This window comes from Intrasporangium sp. (genome assembly GCF_051961875.1).
Classification (GTDB): domain Bacteria; phylum Actinomycetota; class Actinomycetes; order Actinomycetales; family Dermatophilaceae; genus Intrasporangium_A.
In genome coordinates, this window is the sequence record NZ_JBQCCV010000237.1 from 1 (window position 1) to 19,420 (window position 19,420).

Annotated in this window: 17 protein-coding genes and 1 pseudogene; 3 read left to right on the forward strand and 15 right to left on the reverse strand. The window is 70.9% G+C overall.

Going from position 1 to position 19,420, the window contains the following annotated elements; all coding sequences use genetic code 11:
* The 12 genes and pseudogenes from ACTHJJ_RS14045 to ACTHJJ_RS14100 all read right to left on the reverse strand — a co-directional run.
* The coding region (locus ACTHJJ_RS14045; protein ID WP_440303561.1) for a hypothetical protein at nucleotides 1-303 on the reverse strand (303 nt) is incomplete at its 3' end.
* Nucleotides 304-400: 97 nt separating this feature from the next.
* Nucleotides 401-604, reverse strand: a complete 204-nt coding sequence (locus tag ACTHJJ_RS14050; protein WP_440303562.1) for a hypothetical protein — start codon at nucleotides 602-604, stop codon at nucleotides 401-403.
* A 49-nt stretch (nucleotides 605-653) separates the two neighbouring features.
* Nucleotides 654-3,155, reverse strand: a complete 2,502-nt coding sequence (locus ACTHJJ_RS14055; RefSeq protein WP_440303563.1) for an FtsX-like permease family protein — start codon at nucleotides 3,153-3,155, stop codon at nucleotides 654-656.
* Between the two features lies 1 nt (nucleotide 3,156).
* The gene (locus tag ACTHJJ_RS14060) at nucleotides 3,157-3,933 is read right to left on the reverse strand and encodes an ABC transporter ATP-binding protein (RefSeq protein WP_440303564.1); all 777 of its coding nucleotides are present in this window, start codon (nucleotides 3,931-3,933) and stop codon (nucleotides 3,157-3,159) included.
* A gap of 67 nt (nucleotides 3,934-4,000) precedes the next feature.
* Nucleotides 4,001-4,634: pseudogene (locus tag ACTHJJ_RS14065) on the reverse strand (response regulator).
* 74 nt (nucleotides 4,635-4,708) lie between these two features.
* The gene (locus tag ACTHJJ_RS14070) at nucleotides 4,709-5,914 is read right to left on the reverse strand and encodes a sensor histidine kinase (RefSeq protein ID WP_440303565.1); all 1,206 of its coding nucleotides are present in this window, start codon (nucleotides 5,912-5,914) and stop codon (nucleotides 4,709-4,711) included.
* 36 nt (nucleotides 5,915-5,950) lie between these two features.
* The gene (locus tag ACTHJJ_RS14075) at nucleotides 5,951-6,166 is read right to left on the reverse strand and encodes a hypothetical protein (protein WP_440303566.1); all 216 of its coding nucleotides are present in this window, start codon (nucleotides 6,164-6,166) and stop codon (nucleotides 5,951-5,953) included.
* 100 nt (nucleotides 6,167-6,266) lie between these two features.
* Complete coding sequence (locus ACTHJJ_RS14080; protein WP_440303577.1) at nucleotides 6,267-6,812, reverse strand: sugar O-acetyltransferase; 546 nt, start codon at nucleotides 6,810-6,812, stop codon at nucleotides 6,267-6,269.
* A gap of 249 nt (nucleotides 6,813-7,061) precedes the next feature.
* Nucleotides 7,062-8,474: a hypothetical protein gene (locus ACTHJJ_RS14085; protein WP_440303567.1), complete on the reverse strand. Its 1,413-nt coding sequence runs from the start codon at nucleotides 8,472-8,474 to the stop codon at nucleotides 7,062-7,064.
* Between the two features lie 121 nt (nucleotides 8,475-8,595).
* The gene (locus tag ACTHJJ_RS14090) at nucleotides 8,596-9,306 is read right to left on the reverse strand and encodes a hypothetical protein (protein WP_440303568.1); all 711 of its coding nucleotides are present in this window, start codon (nucleotides 9,304-9,306) and stop codon (nucleotides 8,596-8,598) included.
* A 35-nt stretch (nucleotides 9,307-9,341) separates the two neighbouring features.
* The gene (locus tag ACTHJJ_RS14095) at nucleotides 9,342-10,541 is read right to left on the reverse strand and encodes a branched-chain amino acid ABC transporter substrate-binding protein (RefSeq protein ID WP_440303569.1); all 1,200 of its coding nucleotides are present in this window, start codon (nucleotides 10,539-10,541) and stop codon (nucleotides 9,342-9,344) included.
* A 103-nt stretch (nucleotides 10,542-10,644) separates the two neighbouring features.
* Entirely contained in the window at nucleotides 10,645-12,489 is a 1,845-nt protein-coding gene (locus tag ACTHJJ_RS14100) for an LVIVD repeat-containing protein (RefSeq protein WP_440303570.1), read from the reverse strand.
* A 248-nt stretch (nucleotides 12,490-12,737) separates the two neighbouring features.
* Here ACTHJJ_RS14100 and ACTHJJ_RS14105 point away from each other — a divergent pair, with 248 nt between their 5' ends.
* Together ACTHJJ_RS14105 and ACTHJJ_RS14110 are read left to right on the forward strand one after the other, a co-directional pair.
* Nucleotides 12,738-13,460, forward strand: a complete 723-nt coding sequence (locus ACTHJJ_RS14105) for a YcnI family copper-binding membrane protein (protein ID WP_440303571.1) — start codon at nucleotides 12,738-12,740, stop codon at nucleotides 13,458-13,460.
* Between the two features lie 15 nt (nucleotides 13,461-13,475).
* Complete coding sequence (locus ACTHJJ_RS14110) at nucleotides 13,476-15,299, forward strand: copper resistance CopC/CopD family protein (protein ID WP_440303572.1); 1,824 nt, start codon at nucleotides 13,476-13,478, stop codon at nucleotides 15,297-15,299.
* 22 nt (nucleotides 15,300-15,321) lie between these two features.
* On the opposite strand, the gene mraY is transcribed toward ACTHJJ_RS14110, so the two are convergent.
* Together mraY and gvpJ are read right to left on the reverse strand one after the other, a co-directional pair.
* A complete protein-coding gene (mraY, locus tag ACTHJJ_RS14115) occupies nucleotides 15,322-16,434 on the reverse strand; it encodes a phospho-N-acetylmuramoyl-pentapeptide-transferase (protein ID WP_440303573.1) in 1,113 nt (370 codons plus the stop codon).
* A 216-nt stretch (nucleotides 16,435-16,650) separates the two neighbouring features.
* A complete protein-coding gene (gvpJ, locus tag ACTHJJ_RS14120; protein WP_440303574.1) occupies nucleotides 16,651-17,121 on the reverse strand; it encodes a gas vesicle protein GvpJ in 471 nt (156 codons plus the stop codon).
* 543 nt (nucleotides 17,122-17,664) lie between these two features.
* Between gvpJ and ACTHJJ_RS14125 the strand changes: the two genes are divergently transcribed.
* Nucleotides 17,665-18,108: a PA2169 family four-helix-bundle protein gene (locus ACTHJJ_RS14125; RefSeq protein WP_440303575.1), complete on the forward strand. Its 444-nt coding sequence runs from the start codon at nucleotides 17,665-17,667 to the stop codon at nucleotides 18,106-18,108.
* Nucleotides 18,109-19,148: 1,040 nt separating this feature from the next.
* On the opposite strand, the gene ACTHJJ_RS14130 is transcribed toward ACTHJJ_RS14125, so the two are convergent.
* Nucleotides 19,149-19,420 (reverse strand): hypothetical protein (locus tag ACTHJJ_RS14130; RefSeq protein ID WP_440303576.1); only part of this gene is annotated, 272 nt, incomplete at its 5' end.

Here is a 19,420-nt window from a genome sequence, read left to right on the forward strand (position 1 = left end):
GAGGGTCTTGGCGCGGATGGCGCGCGCCCGGCGGCGGGCGTCCGCGAGCGTGCCGGCCTCGCGCACGAGCGTCGAGAGCCGGGTCGGGCGGCCGGCGAGGAGCATGGCCAGGCCGCTCGGGTGGGCGTGGGTGAGGTCGAGGGTGCCGACGGCGAGGTCCCGGTAGAACAGCAGCGTGTTGCGCCCGCCGAGGTCGACAAGCGTGCGCTGCCAGATCTTGACGGCGGCGGCGACGCGCTCCGCGCGCGGGTCGACCGAGGCCCGCGTGGCGGTGGCCCGGCCGGCCGACGGGGCGTCAGTCATTGCTGCAGGCTAACAAGGGGTTCGTCAGGCGCCGTGGAGGACATCCCGGTATGCCGCTCACCCCCGCCCGCGCGGGACCGCGCGGGCGGGGTGAGTGCTACTCGGCCACCTGGCGCCCGGGGTCGGCGTCCCAGGCGGGCCCGAACCGCTCGGGCGGCACGGCGACGTGCACGACGCCCCTCTCGAGGTTGACCCAGGTGTGGTGCTCGTCCCGTTCCTCGGCGGGCACGATGACCTCGTGCGCGTCCGGCGCGGTGACCGGCTGATCGAGCACCGGTGCGGGTGGGATGGCCCAGTCCATGCTCACTCCCCTCGTCGTGCTGTGACCATAGCCCGCCGGGCGTGCGCCGTCACTCGCTGGCGAGCGCGACGGCCGGCGCGACGCGGGCGGCCCGTCGAGCGGGCAGGACCGAGGCGAGCAGTCCGGCGACGAGCGCGAGCGCGACGACGAGGCCGAGGCGCTCCCATGGCACCGACAGGATGGCGGTGTTCTCCGCGCCGAGGATGGCGCGAACGCCGGCCCACCCGTAGCCGATTCCGAGCACACAGCCGACGACCGCGCCGACCGCGGCGAGGATGAGCGCCTCGATCGCGACGGTGAGCCGCAGCTGGCCGCGGGTCAGTCCGATCGCGCGCAGCAGCGCCGACTCGCGGGTCCGCTCGAGGACCGAGAGCGACAGGGTGTTGCCGACGCCGACCACGGCAATGAGCACGGAGATCCCGAGCAGGGCCGTGACGACGAGCAGCACGACGTCGAGCGCCTGGCCGAGCTGCGCCCGCTCCGGCGCCGAGCCGCCCACCACCAGGCCCGGCACGTCGGACGCGGCAGCGTTGACCGTCTCCATCGCCTTGGGCACGTCGACGCCCTCGCGCAGCCGCAGCCACACCTCCGCGGTGCTCCCGGCCGGCGCCAGGCGCCGCAGGTCCGCCTCCACCGCGAGGTAGGGATGGGGCAGCCGGCCTCCGACGTGCACCACGAGAGTCGTATGCCGCTCACCCACCTTCACGGTGACCCGCTCCCCCGTGGTCAGCTGGGCGTCCTGAGCGACGTCCCGGTCGACCAGGAGGGTCCCAGGAGTGGCCGCCGCGAGGAGCGCCGGCTCGCGGAGCACCTGGGCCACGTTCGTCGGGAGGCCGGTCAGCGGCATACCCTCCGCTATCGACGAGCCCGCGGGGCCGCTCATCTCGACCGTCGCCTGCGGGAGCCGCGCGGCGGCGGCCACCTCGGGCAAGCGTTCGAGGCGGCTGACCGGGTCGGCCGGGAGCCTGCCGGCCGACCCGCTGACCATGACGTCGACCGGATAGTGGCTGTCGATCTCGTGGGCGACGCTCTCGCTGGCGGACTGGCCGCCGACGAGCATCATCGCGATGAGCGAGACCCCGACCAGCAGGGCCGCCGACGTCGCGGCGGCCCGGGAGGGGTTGCGGACGGCGTTGTCGACGGCGAGCTCTCCGGGCGGGCCCGCGATCCGGCCGGGAAGCCGACCGAGCAACCGCGCGACGGCGGGGACGTAGCGGCTCGCGAGGAGCAGGATGCCGAGGAACGAGACGGCCCCACCGAAGATCGCGACGAGCAGTCCCTGCGTCATGGCGGACGGGCCTGCCAGGGCGGGGCCGCCGACGAGCAGCGCCGTCCCGCCGAGGGCCAGCACGACCGCGACGACGAGCCGGACGACCGAGGCCTTCGAGCGGCCCACCGCGGGCAGGGCCGGCCGGAGCGCCTCGAGCGGCGCGACCCGACCCGCCCGCCACACCGGGAGCGAGGCGGCGAGGACGGTGACGACGACACCGGCCACCGCGGGCACGACCAGCGGTGCCGCGTCGAGGGTGAGGGTCAGGTGGGGCAGCCCGAGCGCGGCGCTCGCGTTCGCGATCCGGGCGAGGATGGCAGCGAGGCCGATCCCGACGGCGAGGCCGGCGAGGGCCCCGAGGAGCCCGACGACGAACGACTCGACGAGGGCGAGCCGGCGCACCTGGCGACCGGTGGCGCCGACGCAGCGGAGCAGGGCGGTGTCCCGGCGCCGACGCGCGATGAGGATGGCGAAGGTGTTGCCGATGACGAGGGCGGACACGAAGAGCGCGACCGTGGCGAAGGCAAGCAGCATCGTGCCGAGCACGTCGACGTGCCCGGTGGCCTGGACCAGCAGCCTCTCGGCCTGCTCGTCCCCGGTGCGCACCACGAAGGAGTCCCCGAGGGCGGCGGCGACCTCGCCGCGCACGAGATCGGCGGATGCGCCGGCCGCCCCGGCGACGTCCACCTCGTCGTAGCCCGGCTCCCCCGTCCAGGCCGTGACCTCCACGGCGCCCGCTAAGGCGACCGGCGTGGACCCGTAGCGCGGGTCGGCGGCGGCATCGACGACGCCGACGACGGTGACGGTGCGCGGCTTCTCTGCGCCGGGCGCCCCGAGGCTGACGTGGTCACCGACGCCGAGATCGGTCCCGGCCGCCGCCGACGTGGAGAGCGTGATCTCTCCAGCGGCAGCCGGCAGCCGTCCCTGGACGACCTTGGCCGCGCTCGTCGGGGAGGGCGGCGTCGAGACCCGCACGTGCCGTGGCCCGCTGGAGAGGTCCAGCTCGATCCAGCCGGTGTGCTGCACGAGGACGTCGGCGACGCCCGCGGTGTGACGCAGCCTCTGGACGGCGGACTCGGGGATCGGCCCGCTGTCCCCGGGCAGCACGACGGCGGCGTAGTGCGACAGGTCGCCGGTGAGGGCGGCCTTGGTCGAGGACTTCAGGGAGGTCGTCAGCGTCATGCTCGCGGCGACGAAGGCGACGCCGATGACGACCGCGAGGATCGGCGCGACGTAGCGGCGCGCCTGCTGCCGCAGCGACGCGATGGTCAGGGTCAGCACGTCAGGCCCCCAGGGTGCGCATGGCGTCGAGGACGGTGTCCGCGTCCGGGTGGGCGAGCTCGCCCGCCACCCGGCCGTCGGCGAGCAGGACGACGCGGTCGGCGTAGGTCGCGGCGCGCGGGTCGTGGGTCACCATGACGACGGTCTGGCCGAGCTCGCGCACCGACGTGCGGAGGAAGGACAGCATCTGCGCCCCGGTCTGAGAGTCGAGGGCGCCGGTCGGTTCGTCGGCGAAGATGACGTCCGGGCGGGTCAGCAGCGCCCGGGCGACGGCGACGCGCTGCTGCTGGCCGCCGGAGAGCTCGCTCGGCCGGTGGTCGAGCCGGTCCGCAAGTCCGAGGACGTCGACGACCCGGCCCATCCAGTCGCGGTCGGGACGCCGGCCGGCGAGCTTGAGGGGAAGCAGCATGTTCTGCCTCGCGGTCAGCATCGGCAGGAGGTTGAGCGACTGGAAGACGAAGCCGACCCGCTGGCGCCTAAGCAGGGTCAGGGCGCGGTCGCCGAGGAGGGTCAGATCGGTGTCGCCGAGGAAGACGTGCCCGGAGGTCGGGGTGTCGAGGCCGGCCAGGCAATGCATGAGGGTTGACTTGCCGGAGCCGGACGGGCCCATGATGGCGGTGAGCCGGCCGGCGGCGAGGTCGACGGACACGTCGTCGAGGGCGCGGACGGCGGTGCCGGCGGAGCCGTAGAGCTTCGTGAGGTTGCGGGCGCGGGCGGCGGGCCTGGGGCGCGAGCCGGGTGTCGGCGCGAGGGTGCCTGTCGTCGGGTGGGTCGTCATGGTGCCACCCTCTCGGCGCCACCACCGGCCCCACATCGGCGCTGGGACCGAACCTGTCGGCGTCGGACTACGACCGTGGTCGTACCTGCACGAGCCCGGTCTCGTAGGCCAGCATGACCATCTGGACGCGGTCGCGCAGTGCGAGCTTGGCGAGGATCCGGCCGATATGGGTCTTGACGGTGGCCTCGGCCAGGTGGAGGGCCGCTGCGATCTCGGTGTTCGTCAGGCCCTGACCGATGGCGGTGAGGACCTCGATCTCGCGGGGGGGTCAGCGGTGAGAGCCGTTGCGCCGCTTGGTGGTTCGCAGCCTCGACGTCGCGCGGGTCCTCTGGCAGGTGGGCCGAGAAGTGATCGAGGAGGCGCCGCGTCGTGCTCGGCGCGATGACGGAGTCGCCGCGATGCACGGCGCGGATCGCAGCAAGCAGGTCGGTCGGTCCGGCGTCCTTGAGGAGGAACCCGGCCGCCCCGGCCTTGAGCGCCGCGAACGCGTACTCGTCGAGGTCGAAGGTGGTGAGCACCACGACGCGGGGCGGGTCCGGACGCGTGAGCAGCTCGCGGGTCGCGGCGACCCCGTCGAGGCGCGGCATCCGGATGTCCATCAGGACGACGTCCGCCGCCATGCGGGCCAGCAGGTCGAGGGCCACCTGGCCGTCGCCTGCCTCACCGACGACGACCATGTCGTCCTGCGCGTCCAGAACCATCCGGAAGCCGGCCCGGACGAGCTGCTGGTCGTCGACGAGGACGATCCGGATCCGGCTCTCTGCGGGCGTGTCCGTCACGCGGATCTCCTTGTCGTCAGGGGAAGCTCGGCTCGCACACGATAGCCGCCGCCGGGTCGCGGGCCGGCCTCGAGCACGCCACCCGTCGCCAGGGCTCGCTCGCGCATCCCGACGAGGCCGTTGCCGCCGCCGTCGTCCACGGCGGCGGCGCCGCGCCCGTCGTCCTCGACCTCGACGATGAGGGGGTCATCGTGGGTGATGACGACCTGGACATGGGCCGCCGGGCCTGCGTGTTTGAGGACGTTCGTCAGCGCCTCCTGCACGATGCGGTATGCCGCGAGCTCGACCTCCCTCGGGACCGACCCGGCCGCTCCCCTGACCTCTAGCGCCACATCGTGGCCGGCGGCGCGAACCCGCGCCACGAGGTCACCGACGTCTGCAAGCGAGGCGGTCGGCGCGTATTCCGCTGCGCCGTCACCGGATTCACGCAGCACCCCGACGAGGCGGCGGGTCTCGTCGAGCGCCTCACGAGCGGTCGCACTGATCGTCTGCAACACCGCCGACGCATGACCGCGCGTCCACGCGGGAGCGTGCTCCGCGGCATACGCGGCCCCGTCGGCCTGGACCACCACGACCGAGAGGCTGTGCGCGACGATGTCGTGCATCTCGCGCGCGATGCGTCCCCGCTCGGCCTGGGCGGCGAGCTGGGCGCGCTGGTCCCGGTCGCGGCGGAGGGCCGCGTTCTGCTCCGTGAGGTGGGCGACGACGCGGAGGCGGGAGCGCTTCACGTCGCCGGCGAACCACGCCATGACGGGCAGGCCCACGAGGAGCCCGAAGGACATCAGCAGTGCGTAGCGGTTCCCGGGCGTGATGCCGAGGCCGAAGAGCGCGAGAAAGGCTCCGATGACCCCGACCCCGAGCCCGGCCCACCGGAGACCGGGGTGGCGGCCGTACGCCGCGAGGGCGTAGGTCGCGAAGAGGAAACCGACGTCGGAGATCATCGGCCGGGCGAGCGAGAGCTGCAGCGCACACGCGAGCGAGACGACCGTGAAGACCAGCGTCGGGGCGCGGCGACGGAGGACGAGCGGGAGGGTCTGGGCCGTGCCGATGAAGAGGTAATCCGGGCGCACCGGACCAGACATGACGAGGAAGGCGAGCCAGAGCCCGAGGCCGAGGACGCCGTCGATGAGGAGGGCATGCCGCTGCGGCCAGGTGTAGAGGCGCGTCAGCAGGCCCGTGTCGCGGGTCGGTTCGGTCGGCACGAGCCAGAGCGTAAGGGGCCGGACCGCACCGGTGCGTCAGTCCTGGGTCTGATCCTCGCCGGGCTCGGCTGGACGGTGGAGCGGCTCGCTCGGAGGCGGCTGGAGCGTGATGCGGATGATGCCGCGCTCGAAGTCGCGCAGCGGGTCGCCCTCGGACCCGGGGATCTGCGCCTCGATGCGCTTGCGGTCGCGCTCCTCGGCCAGGTGCTTGTGGCCAGGGTTGAAGATCTCGATGAGGCCGTCCCACGACATGCGTTTACCGTATGCCGTCATGTATACCGGCGGGGGCGGTTACGAGGGCTCGGCGGGTTCGGTGCCTGGCTCGATATGGGTGCTGGCGTCAGAGTTTGGCTCAGAGCTCGCGGATGACGCGCGCCGGCGAGCCGACGGCGATGACGTCGGCCGGCAGGTCGCGGGTCACGACCGACCCGGCGCCGACGACCGTGTTTTCGCCGATGGTCACGCCCGGGCAGACGATGACGCCGCCACCGAGCCAGACGTTGTCGCCGATCATGATCGGCTCGGCTGCCTCCCACTTGTCACGGCGCGGACCGGGGTCGAGGGGGTGCGTGGCCGTGAGCAGCTGGACATTCGGCCCGATCTGGACGTCATCGCCGATCGCGACGCGGGCGACGTCGAGGCTGACGAGGCCCCAGTTCGCGAAGGAGCGCGCGCCGAAGGTGGTCTGGTAGCCGTAGTCGCAGCGGAACGGCGGGCGGATCTCGCTGTCCTCGCCGAAGGATCCGAGCAGCTCGGTGAGGACGCGCCGGCGGCCGACGTGGTCGGTCGGGTCCATGGTGTTGTACTCGTGGCTGAGGCGCTGGGCGCGGGCCGACTCCTCGGCGAGCTGGGGGTCATCGGCGATGTAGAGGTCACCGGCGAGCATGCGGTCGCGCATCGTCCGCTGGTCCGGGGACTGGCCGTCGAGGGGCTGCTCGAGCTGCTGGTCTGCGTGCTGCTGCTGCGCGTGCTGCCGGTCCATGGGTACGACGGTATCGACTTGTCCGGAGCCGGTCGGCGTCAGCACTCCGGCTCGGTGCCGGGACGGACGGGCAGGAGGGCGTGTTCGAGAATCACGCCGGGACGGTAGCAACGGGTCAGGCCCCGACGCGCGCTCGGCCGGTGGTCGAGGCCGGCGCGGTGGCGGTCAGGGCAGGCGGATGTCCGCGACGACCATGTTGTGGTCGGACGGACGGGCGCAGTCGGTCTTGGCCAGGAGGTTCTCCCAACGCGGAGCTCCTGAGACGCCCTTGACCGCGACGACGTCGAGCCGGCTCCCCCACCCGCTCCCCGGCACGCTGAGGGTGCAGGCGAAGTGGTTCATCGTGGTGTACCGGTCGTTGACGCGGGTGACGGCGGCGGCCGTGTCGTAGTAGCCGGCGGACACGAGGGCGTCGTGTGCGTCATACCCGCCCTGGTTGTTCTGGTACGTGTTGAGGTCGCCGGCGAGCACGACGGGCAGCCCGCCGGTGTTGAGCTGCGCGATGCGGCTCATGACGGCCCTGAGCTGCGTGGCGCGCAGCTTCTCGTAGGTGCGTTCCGTCGCCTGGTTGGTGCTCTGTCGCTGGTCGAGGTGGACCGACACGACGTAGAACTGCTTACCGGTGGCGCGGTCGGCCATGAGCGCGTAGGAGGCTCGGCGGCGGCTCCACGCGCTGTCTCCGCTCAGCATCGGCAGGACGATGGTGCAGGAGCTCGAGTAGCTGTTGTTGGTGAGCGGCTTGCTGTCGGAGCGGTCCGGGCAGGAGCTGACGACCCGGAAGCGACTCGTGTCGTAGAGGATGCGCGCCCCCTGGATCGCCTCGGGGCTTCCCGGCGCGATGAAGCGGCTGCTGCGGACCAGCTGGTAGCGGCCCCCGCCCTGCGCCTTGAGGGTGTTCAGGAGGCTCTGGATCTGGGTGAGCGAGTCGATGGCGGCGGGCGTGGTGCTGCCGTCCGCGCGTCCGATCCCGAGCTCCTGCAGGGACACGATGCCGGGGTTGCGGGACAGGATCGTCTTGGCGATGCCCGGCACCCGGGCGGTCCAGGCGCGCACGCCGCTGCTCGCCGTCGCCGTGTGCACGTTGTAGGTCGCGACCCGCAGGCTGGTCCCCCGCGCCGACGGGGTGGCCGGCTGGACGGGCACGTTCTGCAGGTACGGCCAGTTCCGGACGGCGGTGCCCGCCTTCGTCTGGTTGACCGCCTTGAACCGGTAGTGGAGGTGGTTCGCGGAGGCAGCGGGCGCCCCGGCCGACGCGACCTGCGCGGCGGTCAGGGTGACCGAGCGGCGGTTCGCCGGGATCGTGAAGTACTTCGCGTTGCGGCCGTGGTCGGGCAGCACCGGGTCCCCGACCTTGAAGGTCGTCAGGCCGGTCTCGATGACGAAACCGGTCGTGTTCGCGCCGGAGGCGGCCCAGGTGAAGGTCACCTGGCCGGCATTGGGGCCGGGCTTGGCCGTGACCGAGGAGATCGTCCCGGGCGTCGCGGGTGCCGCCTCGGCTGCCGGTGCCGTGGTGAGGGCGGTCGCCCCGGCCGCGGCGGCGGCGAGGATGGCGGGGACGATCGGGCGACTGCGGCGCACGGGGACTCCAGCTGACGGTGCTTCAGGACGGGCGTGAAGCAGGCTAATCGCCGGTCTGGGCGTGGCGTGGCGGTTTGGGCAAACTCCGCACATCGGACATTTCGCCGGTTGGACGCGGCGGTCAGCCCAGTCGCGTGGTCACGATCTCGGCCACCTTGCGGACCTGATTCACCGCCTCCGACGGGTCACCGATCACTTTCCGCTGCGTCACCTGGACGTAGACGATCAGGTTGGCCCGGTGCAGGACGACGTTGGCGAAGTCCTCGTAGTAGACCGTGTCCTGCCGCCCGGGATCGGTGTGGCCGAGCTGCTGGATGAACCCCTTCCAGCCGGGGAGCTCGAGCGGGCGGCTGCTCATCCGGTAGGTCCCGAGGATCGGCGGCGGCCCGCCGGGCACCTCGTACTGTGCCGGGCACTTCGCCAGGGCTGCCATCACCTCGCCCATGGCCTTGTCGGCGATCGTGTCGCTGCCGAACCTCAACGCGCCCTGGAGGATCGTCGGGGCCATGAAGTCGCTGTCCGACACCGGTGCGACGACGAACCGCTGTACGGGCTCGGCGGCGAGCGGCTCGATCACGTTGGTGACATCGCCAGGGGCGTTCGACCGGTTGACGAGCGGGCAGGTCTCGATCGCGGTCTCCGGCACGAAGTTGTTGTGCGAGTGGAAGTCCTTGTCGTACCAGTACTCCTCGACCTCGGGACCGAGGTCTTTCGCCTTGAAGTACGCGCCCTTCACATCATCCGCCGTGTAGGCCGTCTTGGTGGCCGCCGCCGGGGGCGGCGTGCTCGAGCAGGCGGCGAGGGGCAGGGCGAGCGCGACGGCAGGGGCCATTGCGACGGCTCGCCACCGGGCGGGAACCGCGCGCCTCACTGCTCCGCGCCCTGGTCGGAGGAGGCGTAGTGGGAGCGCAGCGTGTTCTTCAGCGTCCATCCCCCGTTGCCCAGTGCGAGGACGACGTCGGTGCCGTACTTCAGCGTGTGGTCCGGGGCGAACCGGAGCGGGCCGAGGAACGTGGTGAACCGCTCGTCGAGCCGCGACAGCTCGGCGCTGTTGCGGGCCGCGTCGACGGTGCCCGTCTGGGTCACCGAGCGTCCGAGGGCCCGCACTGCGTCATACGCCAGCATGGCGTCCCGCGACGGGGCCCGGTTGTAGAGCTTCTCGAACCGGGCCGCCCAGGCCGCCGCGGCGGGCAGGTTCTGGGCGCTCCCGGGGACCACCGTGTAGACGTTCTCACCGGCGGGGCCGGCCGCCGCCGTGAAGCCCGCCTGCTCCGCCTGCGCGGACAGGATGACGGTGCCCGAGTAGCCCTTGCGGCGCAGGGCCGCGAGCAGGTCCGCGCCCGGCTTGGCGTCGCCGGACCAGTAGACAGCGTCCGGCCGGGGCTTGAGGGCCACGTCGACAACGGTCGCCAGCCCTGCTGCAGCTGTGTCCCAGTGCTGCCGGGTCACGAGCTTCGGCACGGGGCTCGCGAGCTGGCTCACTCGGTCGGCGAGGGATTCCGCCTCGGCCGCGCGACTGGAGATGACGGCGAGCCGTTGCGCATCGAGATAGGAGAGCCAGTGCACCGTGGCGAGCGCGGCTTGGTAGGGAGTGGAGTCCATGAGGTAGGCGGCACCAGCGTCTTCGGAGACGACGTCCTCACCGTGGGCACTGCTGACAAGCAGGGGCAGCCCGGCCGGCGCGACGGCCTTGATCGCCCCCTTCGCGGCGTCGTCGCAAACGGTTCCCACGATCCCGGCAACCTTTACGGCGACCAGCTTTCCTACGGCGTCGCGGGCCCCCGCGTCCGTGCACGCGTCATCCTCGACCGTGACAGAGACGTGCCGCCCGATGACGCCGCCGCGGGCGTTGAGGTCGCGTTCGGCCATCCGGGCGCCGTCCGCGAGGTCCTGCCCGCGGGCCGCCTCGGTCCCAGTGAGCGGCGCGAGCACGCCGAAGGTGATGGGCGCACGGGGGGCGTCCGGCGTGCTCGGGGCGTCCGAGCACGCGGTCAGGGAGAGGGCTGCGACGAGGATGCCGGCTCCGAGGATCGGCCGGGATCGGCGACGGGCCGGGAGGTGAGACATGGACGGAGCCTTTCGGGGTGCTGCGCGGCAAGTCCGGTGCAGCGTGAGTCAGGAGGGAGCGCCCCTGCCGAGGCCGGCAGGGGCGCTCCGTCCGCTGCGTCAGCTACTTCTCGCAGGAGTTCCAGCAGACCTTCTTCTCGCTCTTGCCGGGGACCTCCCCGTTGTACTTGATGACGTCGATGCCCCGGCCGTAGTCGGAGACGTAGACGTAGTCACCGTGCCAGTAGGCCGCCGACGCGTCGCTGCCCTCGACGGCCGGCTTGTCGCCGCCCGCCGCCCGGTCCGGCACCCGGAACCAGCCGACCTGCTGCGGGTCGGTCGGGTCCGAGATGTCGAGGAAGCGGACGCCTTGCTCGTAGAACGCGATCGCGACGATGTTGCCGTTGACCGTGAACCAGTGGGCGGAGCAGTCACCGGCCTTGCCGGTCGGGTCGACGTAGTGACCCGGCTTGCCACCAGGGCTGTACGACGCGAGCTTCGTCAGCTTCGGGATGCCTCCAGCGCCGACGTTGTCCGCGTCGTAGGTGCCCGTGAGTGAGGTGACGTAGAACTGCCCGGCCTTGCTGCAGCTGGTCTGGTTGTTCTCGTTGGTGATGAGCAGCACGTCGCCCTTCGGCTGGTCGCCGAGCTGGTTCGGGAAGCGGTAGGCGTTGTGGAGGAACAGGCCCTCGGCGCCGGAGATCGAACCGCCCGCGTAGGGGATCGGGTCGTATGGCGTGGCCATCCGCTTCTCGCCCGTCGTCGGGTCGAGGTGCTTGCCATCGGTCCAGTAGCCGCGCACACCGCCGCTGCCGGAGACCCAGACGACCCCGTCGAAGCCGACGTCGACCGAGTGGGTCGAGCCGGACGTCGCCCCGGTGCGGCGCACGTCGGAGGCGAACGGCTTGTCGTAGGTGAACGGGTGGTTGACGTCCCGGACGTCGGTCACCGCCACCGGGCTTGCGATGCCGCGTACGCCGCTGCCGACGGACCAGATGAACCGGCAGTCGTTGAGGCAGGTTGCGGTGTGCCCGAGCGGCACCTTGTGGAAGCCGAGGACCTTCGGGTGCCACGGGTCCTTGATGTCGATCGTGAACAGGCCCTTGGTCCCCGAGTCCCGGGTCATGTAGACGAGCTTTCGCCTGCTGTCGACGGTGAGGTTCTCACCCTCCCAGAACTGGGTCATCGTCTCGCCCGGCTGCTTGAGCTCTGGCACGGTGACAGCGGAGATGTAGCTCGGGTGGGCCGGGTCCTTGAGCGACCAGATCGCCAGGCCACCAGTGCCGTTCGCCACCATGACGTCGTAGCCGAGGTTCTCGTAGTGGACGAAGTTGAGCGCCGAGAACGCCGGGCACCCGGTCGCCTTGTATGCCGGGCACTTGCCGTTCGGCGACAGGACGCCCCGGACGCTGTCGACCAGCTCGACGTTGTCCGAGTGGGTGGCGTTGTCGGGGCGGAACCCGGTGTCGGGCAGGGTGGCGGCACCTTCGGTCGAGGTTCCGGGGGTGATCCGGGAGAAGGAGGCGGCCTCCTTGTCGGCAGTGTCTGCTGCCGCGGCCGCTGCTGCCTCCGCCTGGGCCGACCGATCGGCCAGGGCCGAGTAGGCGAGCTGCGCCTGCGCGGCGTCCGCCGCAGAGGCGGCCGCCTTGTCTGCTGCCGCATTCGCCCGGTTGCGGTCCGACTTCGCCCCGGTCGAGTCGGCGATGGCGGCGAGCCGCTCGGCCTCTGCGGCGTCCTGGTCGGCGATGGTCTGTGCCCGGGACAGCCGCTCGGCGCCCTTGGCGGCGTCCTTGGCCGCGGTGTCCGCCGCGTTCTGGGCCTTGGTCGCCTCGGCCTTGGCGGCGTTCACCGACCCTTGGGTGACGGGGTTGGGAAACGGGTCGGCGCTGGCGAGACCGAGGGAAGAAAACTGAAGGGCGACCACAGCGGCTGCTGCGATCACCCCACGGGCCAGGATCTTGGCGTGCACGAATACCTACCTTTGGTTCGGCGACGTCGCGCCGATCCAACATTGCATCGGCACTGATTTCGCGGACGCTATCGGGGGCGTAGGTACACCGTCAATGGTTGGGAGCGTTGAAGGTTCGGCCCCCTGCTACGCTCTGCCGTTCAACGGGGCCGGGCAATCGGCGCCTTGACCGAGGAGATCGGGTGAGCACGACACCGCTTCGTCTGCGCCTTCGGCCCGTTCCGCGGCTGATGCTTCGCCTCGGCACAGTGGCTGCCCTAGTCCTGGGCATGGTCACTCTTGGCGGCGCGGCCGCCCAGGCACATGTGACGGTGCAGCCGGGTACGGCCCAGCAGGGTGGCTACGGCGCACTCTCCTTCCGGGCGCCGACCGAGAAGGACGACGCGAGCACGGTCAAGGTCGTCGTCCAGTTCCCGCTCGACACCCCCTTGGCCTCCGTATCGGTCAAGCCGCACCCCGGGTGGTCCTACTCCGTCACCAAGGCGGCGCTTGCGACTCCGGTGACCGCGCACGGTCAGAGCATCACGGAGGCAGTGCAGCAGGTCGAGTGGACCGCGGACCGACCCGAGGCTGGCGTGAAGCCGGGTGAGTTCGACGAGTTCACTGTGAGCGCAGGCCCGTTCCCGGAGACCGACCAGATGGTCTTCAAGGTCCTCCAGTACTACAGCGACGGCGACGTCGTGCGGTGGATCCAGGAGCCGGCGGAGGGTGCCTCACTGGACCGGCCTGCCCCTGTCCTGAAGCTCACCCCCAAGGCGACCGGCAACGCAGCCGCCTCGAACGCCGGAGGGAGCGACGCCGCGGGGTCTGCGTCCGGCTCAGGCATCGCGACGTGGCTGTCCGGTGCCGCCCTGCTCGTCTCCCTGGCCACAGCGGGTTGGGTGGCCGTGGGGCCCCGGCGGCGCAGTATGGCGCCACAGGTGGCGCCGGCCCCGACGGCCGGCGAACCGGCTCCCTCCCGGACCCCATAGGTGGCGTCCGGGCGGATGTCGCGGGACCGACGGCTCGTCCGGGCCGCCGGTCCCGTGCTCGCAGCGCTCGCCTTCGCGGTGCTCCAGATCGTCGGTGGGCTGAACCTGCCCCACGCGCAGGCGCATGCCGACCTGCTCGAGGCACACCCCCAGGACGACAGCGTGGTGAGGACCGTCCCGGACCGGATCTGGCTCCGCTTCAGCGAGGCGGTCATGCTGGGCCCACGGTCGATCCAGCTGCTCGACGCGAACGGCGACCCGATCTCGACCGCTCCCCCCGTGCATCTCGCCGGCGCCGTGGACACCGCGGCGGTCACGCCACCCGCGGACCTGCCCGACGGGACGTATGTCGTCTCGTGGCGGGTCACCTCGGCCGACTCCCACGTTGTCGCCGGGGCCTTCCGGTTCAGCGTCGGCGCGCCCTCGGCGACGAGTGCGGCCACCGTCGAGCCCCCGGATGCGGGCCCTGTCCTGCCCGTGCTCGATGCCGTCGGCCGCGGGGTCGCCTTCCTCGGGCTCGCCCTCGCGACCGGTGGGTGGCTCCTCGTCATCGTGCTGTGGCCGAATGGGATGCACGACCGTCGCGCGTGCCGCCTCGTCTGGGCGGGTCTCGGTGCCCTCGCCGTGGCCAGCGTCGTCATCTTCCTCGTCCAGGCGCCGTATGCCGAGGCCCGGCCGCTCTCGCACGCGCTCTCCCCCGACCTGCTCGCGCAGACCGCGGGGACCCGGCTCGGCATCGCTGTCCTCGTGCGGCTCGCGCTCGTCGCCGTGCTCGCGCTGTGCTTCGCGCGTCTGGTGCGCCAGGCTCACCTCGGTGCATCGCGCGATCTCCAGCAGGCGCCGGACGCGAGCCCAGCGCCATACCGAGTGGCCCGCGCGTGGGCAACCGCGTATGCGGTGCTCGCGGCCGGGCTGCCCCTCACGTGGACGCTCGCCGACCACGCCCAGAGCGGCGACCAGGTCGCGATCGCGGTTCCCGCGACGACCCTGCACCTGCTCGCCATGGCGCTGTGGCTCGGCGGCCTGGTCGTGCTGCTGGCCCGGGTCATCGGCCGGGCCGCGGCAGACCGGACCGGTGCGGCGGACAAGGTTGACCTCGCGCCTGCACTGCAACGCTTCTCGCGGCTCGCACTGTGGTGCTTCGTCGTGCTGGCCGTCACCGGGACCTACCTCGGCTGGCGCCAGGTCGGCGAGCCGGGCGCCCTCGTCGGCACGAGGTTCGGCCTGCTCCTCATCGCCAAGCTCGCACTCGTCCTGCTTGTCGTCGTGCTCGCCGACCGCGCGCGGAGGTTCGTGTCGCGCCATACGCGGTCTGTCGGCGCCGACGCGGACGGTGCGTCTAGCCCGGCGACCGTTGATGCGGCGCCGTTGCAGGAGCGGCGCCGGCTGCGCACCTCGGTTGCGGTCGAGGTCGTCGTGGGCCTGCTCATCCTCGGCGTGACGTCAGTGCTCGTCGACACCGCTCCCGCCCGGACGAGCTATTCGCCGCCGTTCCGGGCGACCGTCCATATCGGCGATGACTTCGCGGTGGACCCCGCCCTGTCGGGAGGCCGCCTCGAGATCGCCATCAGCCCCGCGCGCAGGGGGACGAACGCCGCCGACATCTACCTCCGCAGCGTCTCGGGCGATCTCGTCGACGTCCCGCAGCTCGAGGCCACCCTCATCGACCCAGCCGACCCTGAGGTGCGCTTCGAGGTCCCCATCGCGGGGGTCGAGCCAGGCCACTACTCCGCGGACGCCCTGTCTGTGCCGTACGTCGGCGACTGGCAGCTGCGCCTCACCGCCCGGCTATCCGAGTTCGACGAGGCGTCGATCTCCGTCCCGTTCCGCGCTCGGTGAGCGGGCGAGCGCGCGGACGGGCCTAGACGTTCGCGACCCATTCGCCGAAGAAGAGTGCCAGGCCTGCGCCGATGCAGATGCCGGCGATGATCCAGAAGCGGGCGACGATGGTGACCTCGGACCACCCGACCATCTCGAAGTGGTGGTGCAGCGGGGCTATGCGAAAGACCCGCTTGCCGGTCAGCTTGAAGCTGATGACCTGGATGATGACCGAGGCGGTGACGATGACGAAGAGGCCACCCAGAACCACCAGCAGCAGCTGCGTGTGGGTGAGGATGGCCAGCCCCGCCAAGGCCGCACCGAGGGAGAGCGAGCCGGTGTCGCCCATGATGATCTGGGCCGGCGAGGCGTTCCACCACAGGAACCCGAAGCAGGCACCGCCGATCGCGCACGAGACGACGGCCAGGTCGAGCGCGTCGCGCACGTTGTAGCAGCTCAGCCCGGGCATCACGTCACAACCTTGGTTGTACTGCCACATGCTGATCACCGTGTAGGCGCCGAACACCATGACCGAGGCCCCGGTGGCCAGGCCGTCCAGGCCGTCGGTGATGTTCACGCCGTTCGAGGCCCCCGCGATGAGCACGTTGGCCCATGCGATGAACAGGATCACCGCCACCGCCGGGCCGGCGAAGGCGAGATCGACGTGGGTATCTCTGATGAAGGAGATCGCAGTCGAGGCGGGCGACAGTCCCTGCTCGTCGGTCACCAGCAGGGCGGCCAAGGCGAAAGTGACGGTGACCAGCGTCTGGCCGATGAGTTTCTGCTTTGCCGTGAGGCCGAGGCTGCGCTCCTTCCGGATCTTGGTGTAGTCGTCGAGGAACCCGACCAGGCCGAGTCCGGTGAGCAGAAAGAGCACGAGCAGGGCACTGAGCGAGATGCCGCTGTGGGTCACCTTGAGCACCCCCGTGACGCTCAGGATCTGGAGCATCGCGTGTGAACCGAAGTAGCCGACAAGCGCCGCGCCAATGATCACCGCGCCACCCATGGTGGGCTTTCCCCGCTTGACGTGGTGATGGATGAGGTCGTCACGAATGAACTGGCCGTAGCGGCGCCGGACGAGGAATGCGATGAACGGTTTCGTGCCGAGCAGCGCCACCGCCATCGAGATACCGCCAGCCAGCATGACGTCCACCATCGGATCTCGTGCTGCCCTTTCATCCACCGACGGGAGTTGCGGTTTCACCGGGAGACCGGCGATCCGTCCATGTCGCCTTGGCCAAGTCGCCGATCCAACCTAGATCAGATGGCCACGCTGACCGGGGACCCATACGCGCGTCGAGGTGTCGGCGCGGGCTGAGGGCTGCCCGTCACCGCAGGGCTGCTGCCGCGCACCACGCAGCAAGTGCACCTTTCACTCGTCTTCCGTCGGCCCTGGGTCTCGACCTTCCTCATCGCCGCCGGGAAGGACCTGCTCGACCAGGTCGCCCGCCTTGTCCACTGCGCTTGTGAGCTTCTCCTTCACGCCGCTCGAAATGTTTCCGACCTTCTCCTCCACCGTGTCCATGGCGCCCTCGACCTTGTGCTGGACCACGGTGCTCGCGACACTTCGGACCGTATTCCTGGCGCCCTCGTTGAGCACGTCAGGGAGTGTCGCGCCGCCCTTGCCGTACAGGTCGAGCCGATTGGTGGCTTCGGCGAAGCGCAGGTACGTGTCCACGCTGGCAACCACGATGCGGGCATCGATGGTCAAGAGCTCGATGCCGACGAGGGACACCCGGACGTAGGCATCGATGACGATCCCCTTGTCCAGCACGATGTCGATGACGTCGGCGAGTCCACTGGGCGCTGGCCGTGCCAGGTAACCCGATCCTTGCTCCCGCATTCTCGCCCCCCCGGGCCTCTGGTCCTCACCGGCCGATCTCGGAACGGGTTACTACCCAGTGGCCTGCACTTGTGTCACATGGGGCAGGCTGAGGACGATCACCGGGATGCGGCGGCGAGGACTGCCCCGGCCAGCTCGCCGAGGCCGCCGAGCACGCAGTGGCTCTGCTGGACGGCAGGCCCCCTGCTTCGCCCTTCCTCGGCCGCTCGAGGCACATTGGATCGATGGGCCACCACCCTCCGCTGCCCTGTGACCGTCTTCGTCGAGCGGAGCCCGAGTTGCTTCAGGGGTTGCACCACGGCCCCCAGCAGGGACTTTCGGCCATACTCCCCCCTCGTGGCGTATGGCTGAAACTATCTGACCTGCGGAAACGCCGATCCTGGGGCATTCAGCGGACCGGAACTCGGATGACGCCCCCAGCCGACTTGGAACGTCCCACTGCTACCTCTGGAACGCTATGTCGCGATGGGGTCGGCTGGACGCATGCACCGCGCCCCGGTGGGTACGACCCGACGGTCCAATCCACCGATTCAGGGAGCACACATGTCGGACGATGCCAAGGTTGCCAAGGAACTCGTGGAGACGCTGAAGGACGGCGAGCGCGGCTTCGCCTCCGCCGCCGAAAAGCTGCGGGGCGATGAGCACGCCGAGTGGGCAGCGACCCTGCAGCGGCTCTCGGGGCAGCGAGCGAACTTCTGCCAGGAGATCGTCGCGCTAGGTCACGATTACGGTGACGACGTCGACAAGGGCGGCAGCGCCACCGCGGCCCTGCACCGCGGGTGGATCGCCCTCAAGGACGCCCTGACCGGTGACGACGCCAGCAGTGTTCTGGGGGCGGCTGTCACCGGCGAGGACCATGCCGTCTCCGAGTACGAGAAGGCCCTCGAGGCCGATCTCAGCACCGGTTTCCGCGAGGTAGTCAGCCGCCAGCACGCCGCCATCGTCGCCGCCCGCAACGAGGTCAAGGCGCTGCAGACCGCTGTCTGACCGGCGCCGACCTTGGCCTCTTGCGGTTTGAGGAGCGGACACCCCTTCAGCCGGACGAGAGCCGGTGGAGGGGTGTTCGTATGGCGTCACCGGAGCCCCCGGAAGCGGCTCCCGGGCTGAGTACGACGTTTCGTCGACCTTTGAAGCACAGCTTGGAAGCGCCGATCAGGCGATCCTCCGGTTCGCTCGGCTCCTGCCGGCGCCCCCCAGGCCGAACGGTGAACCCGTTACGTGCCCGGGCTCCCACTCCACTACCCTGTCACCGTTGGCCGCCTGGCGGCGCTCGGGTTACATCACGGGTTGCAGCGGGGTTTCCAGCAGGAGTTCCAGCCATACTCCGCCCTCGTGGCGTATGGCTGAAACTATCTGACCTGCAGAAGCGCGCTCCTCACGGCATTCGGAAGACCCCAACTCGGGCTGCGCTCCGAGGTGATCTGGAACGCGCGCGCTCGCCCGTGGAACGCAAAAAGGCCGCTTACCAGGGCGTCGGACCATGGCGGGTCCGTCCCGACTCGTCGACCCGCACCAGGTGGAACGTGCGTCCTCCTGGCCCAAGGGTCTGCTTGGGGACGGGCAGGTAGTACCCGTGCGCGAGCAGCGTCCGCTGCTTGCAAACGACGCAGTCGACGTGGCTGGATCGCCAGAAGGCGTGATAGGCGAGTGCGAGCCATGGGGGTTGCGACAGGGTCACGGTCGCCGCCCGACGGATGACGACGTCGAGGACGTCCCCTATGGGTGCACAGGTCGCAGGTGCCCGTACTGTTTCCCGGCGACTCTGTGCCGGTCTCGACCAAGGGTCGTCGCGATTCGGGCGGCGGGGCCGTGGACGAGGTGGCACTTGGGACTGGTGCGCCAGCGGATCTGGAGGTCGACGGTGACGGTGAACGGATTGTGCCATCCGCTGTCCTGTTGCAGGTGACCGGTCTCGCTGCGGAGACAGCCGATGCCCATGGCGGTGAGAGTGCGGGCCTCGTCTGGTTCGCGCAGTTCGTCGGTCCGGGCAGGACCCCTGTAAGTGGAGCGCAGGCGGCGCTACTCAGCTACCTGGTCAACCCGTGAAGCCCCCGCTCCTCAAACGGGTCCTGCCCGGCCAGATAGCTCTCGAGGACGGCCGCCACTGCTTGCCATCCCATCGTTCCCTGTGCGTAAAGCTCGTCAGCCCGCACCACTCCGAGCCGCGGGATCAGGAAACCCGGGCCGGAGGGGAAACGGTCTGGGTCCCCGCCGGACCGCAGACGGTGAAGGGCCGCCTCTACGTCGGCGAACTGCCCGCCATCCTCGGCGGGCGTGCGGGTCAGGGCGACCGGTACGG

Coding starts and splice junctions, on each gene's coding strand:
- ACTHJJ_RS14095 (WP_440303569.1), bottom strand. CDS start 10,541: ATGTCTCACCTCCCGGCCCGTCGCCGATCCCGGCCGATCCTCGGAGCC.
- ACTHJJ_RS14110 (WP_440303572.1), top strand. CDS start 13,476: ATGTCGCGGGACCGACGGCTCGTCCGGGCCGCCGGTCCCGTGCTCGCA.
- ACTHJJ_RS14050 (WP_440303562.1), bottom strand. CDS start 604: ATGGACTGGGCCATCCCACCCGCACCGGTGCTCGATCAGCCGGTCACC.
- mraY (WP_440303573.1), bottom strand. CDS start 16,434: ATGGTGGACGTCATGCTGGCTGGCGGTATCTCGATGGCGGTGGCGCTG.
- ACTHJJ_RS14125 (WP_440303575.1), top strand. CDS start 17,665: ATGTCGGACGATGCCAAGGTTGCCAAGGAACTCGTGGAGACGCTGAAG.
- ACTHJJ_RS14060 (WP_440303564.1), bottom strand. CDS start 3,933: ATGACGACCCACCCGACGACAGGCACCCTCGCGCCGACACCCGGCTCG.
- ACTHJJ_RS14090 (WP_440303568.1), bottom strand. CDS start 9,306: ATGGCCCCTGCCGTCGCGCTCGCCCTGCCCCTCGCCGCCTGCTCGAGC.
- ACTHJJ_RS14075 (WP_440303566.1), bottom strand. CDS start 6,166: ATGTCGTGGGACGGCCTCATCGAGATCTTCAACCCTGGCCACAAGCAC.
- gvpJ (WP_440303574.1), bottom strand. CDS start 17,121: ATGCGGGAGCAAGGATCGGGTTACCTGGCACGGCCAGCGCCCAGTGGA.
- ACTHJJ_RS14080 (WP_440303577.1), bottom strand. CDS start 6,812: ATGCGCGACCGCATGCTCGCCGGTGACCTCTACATCGCCGATGACCCC.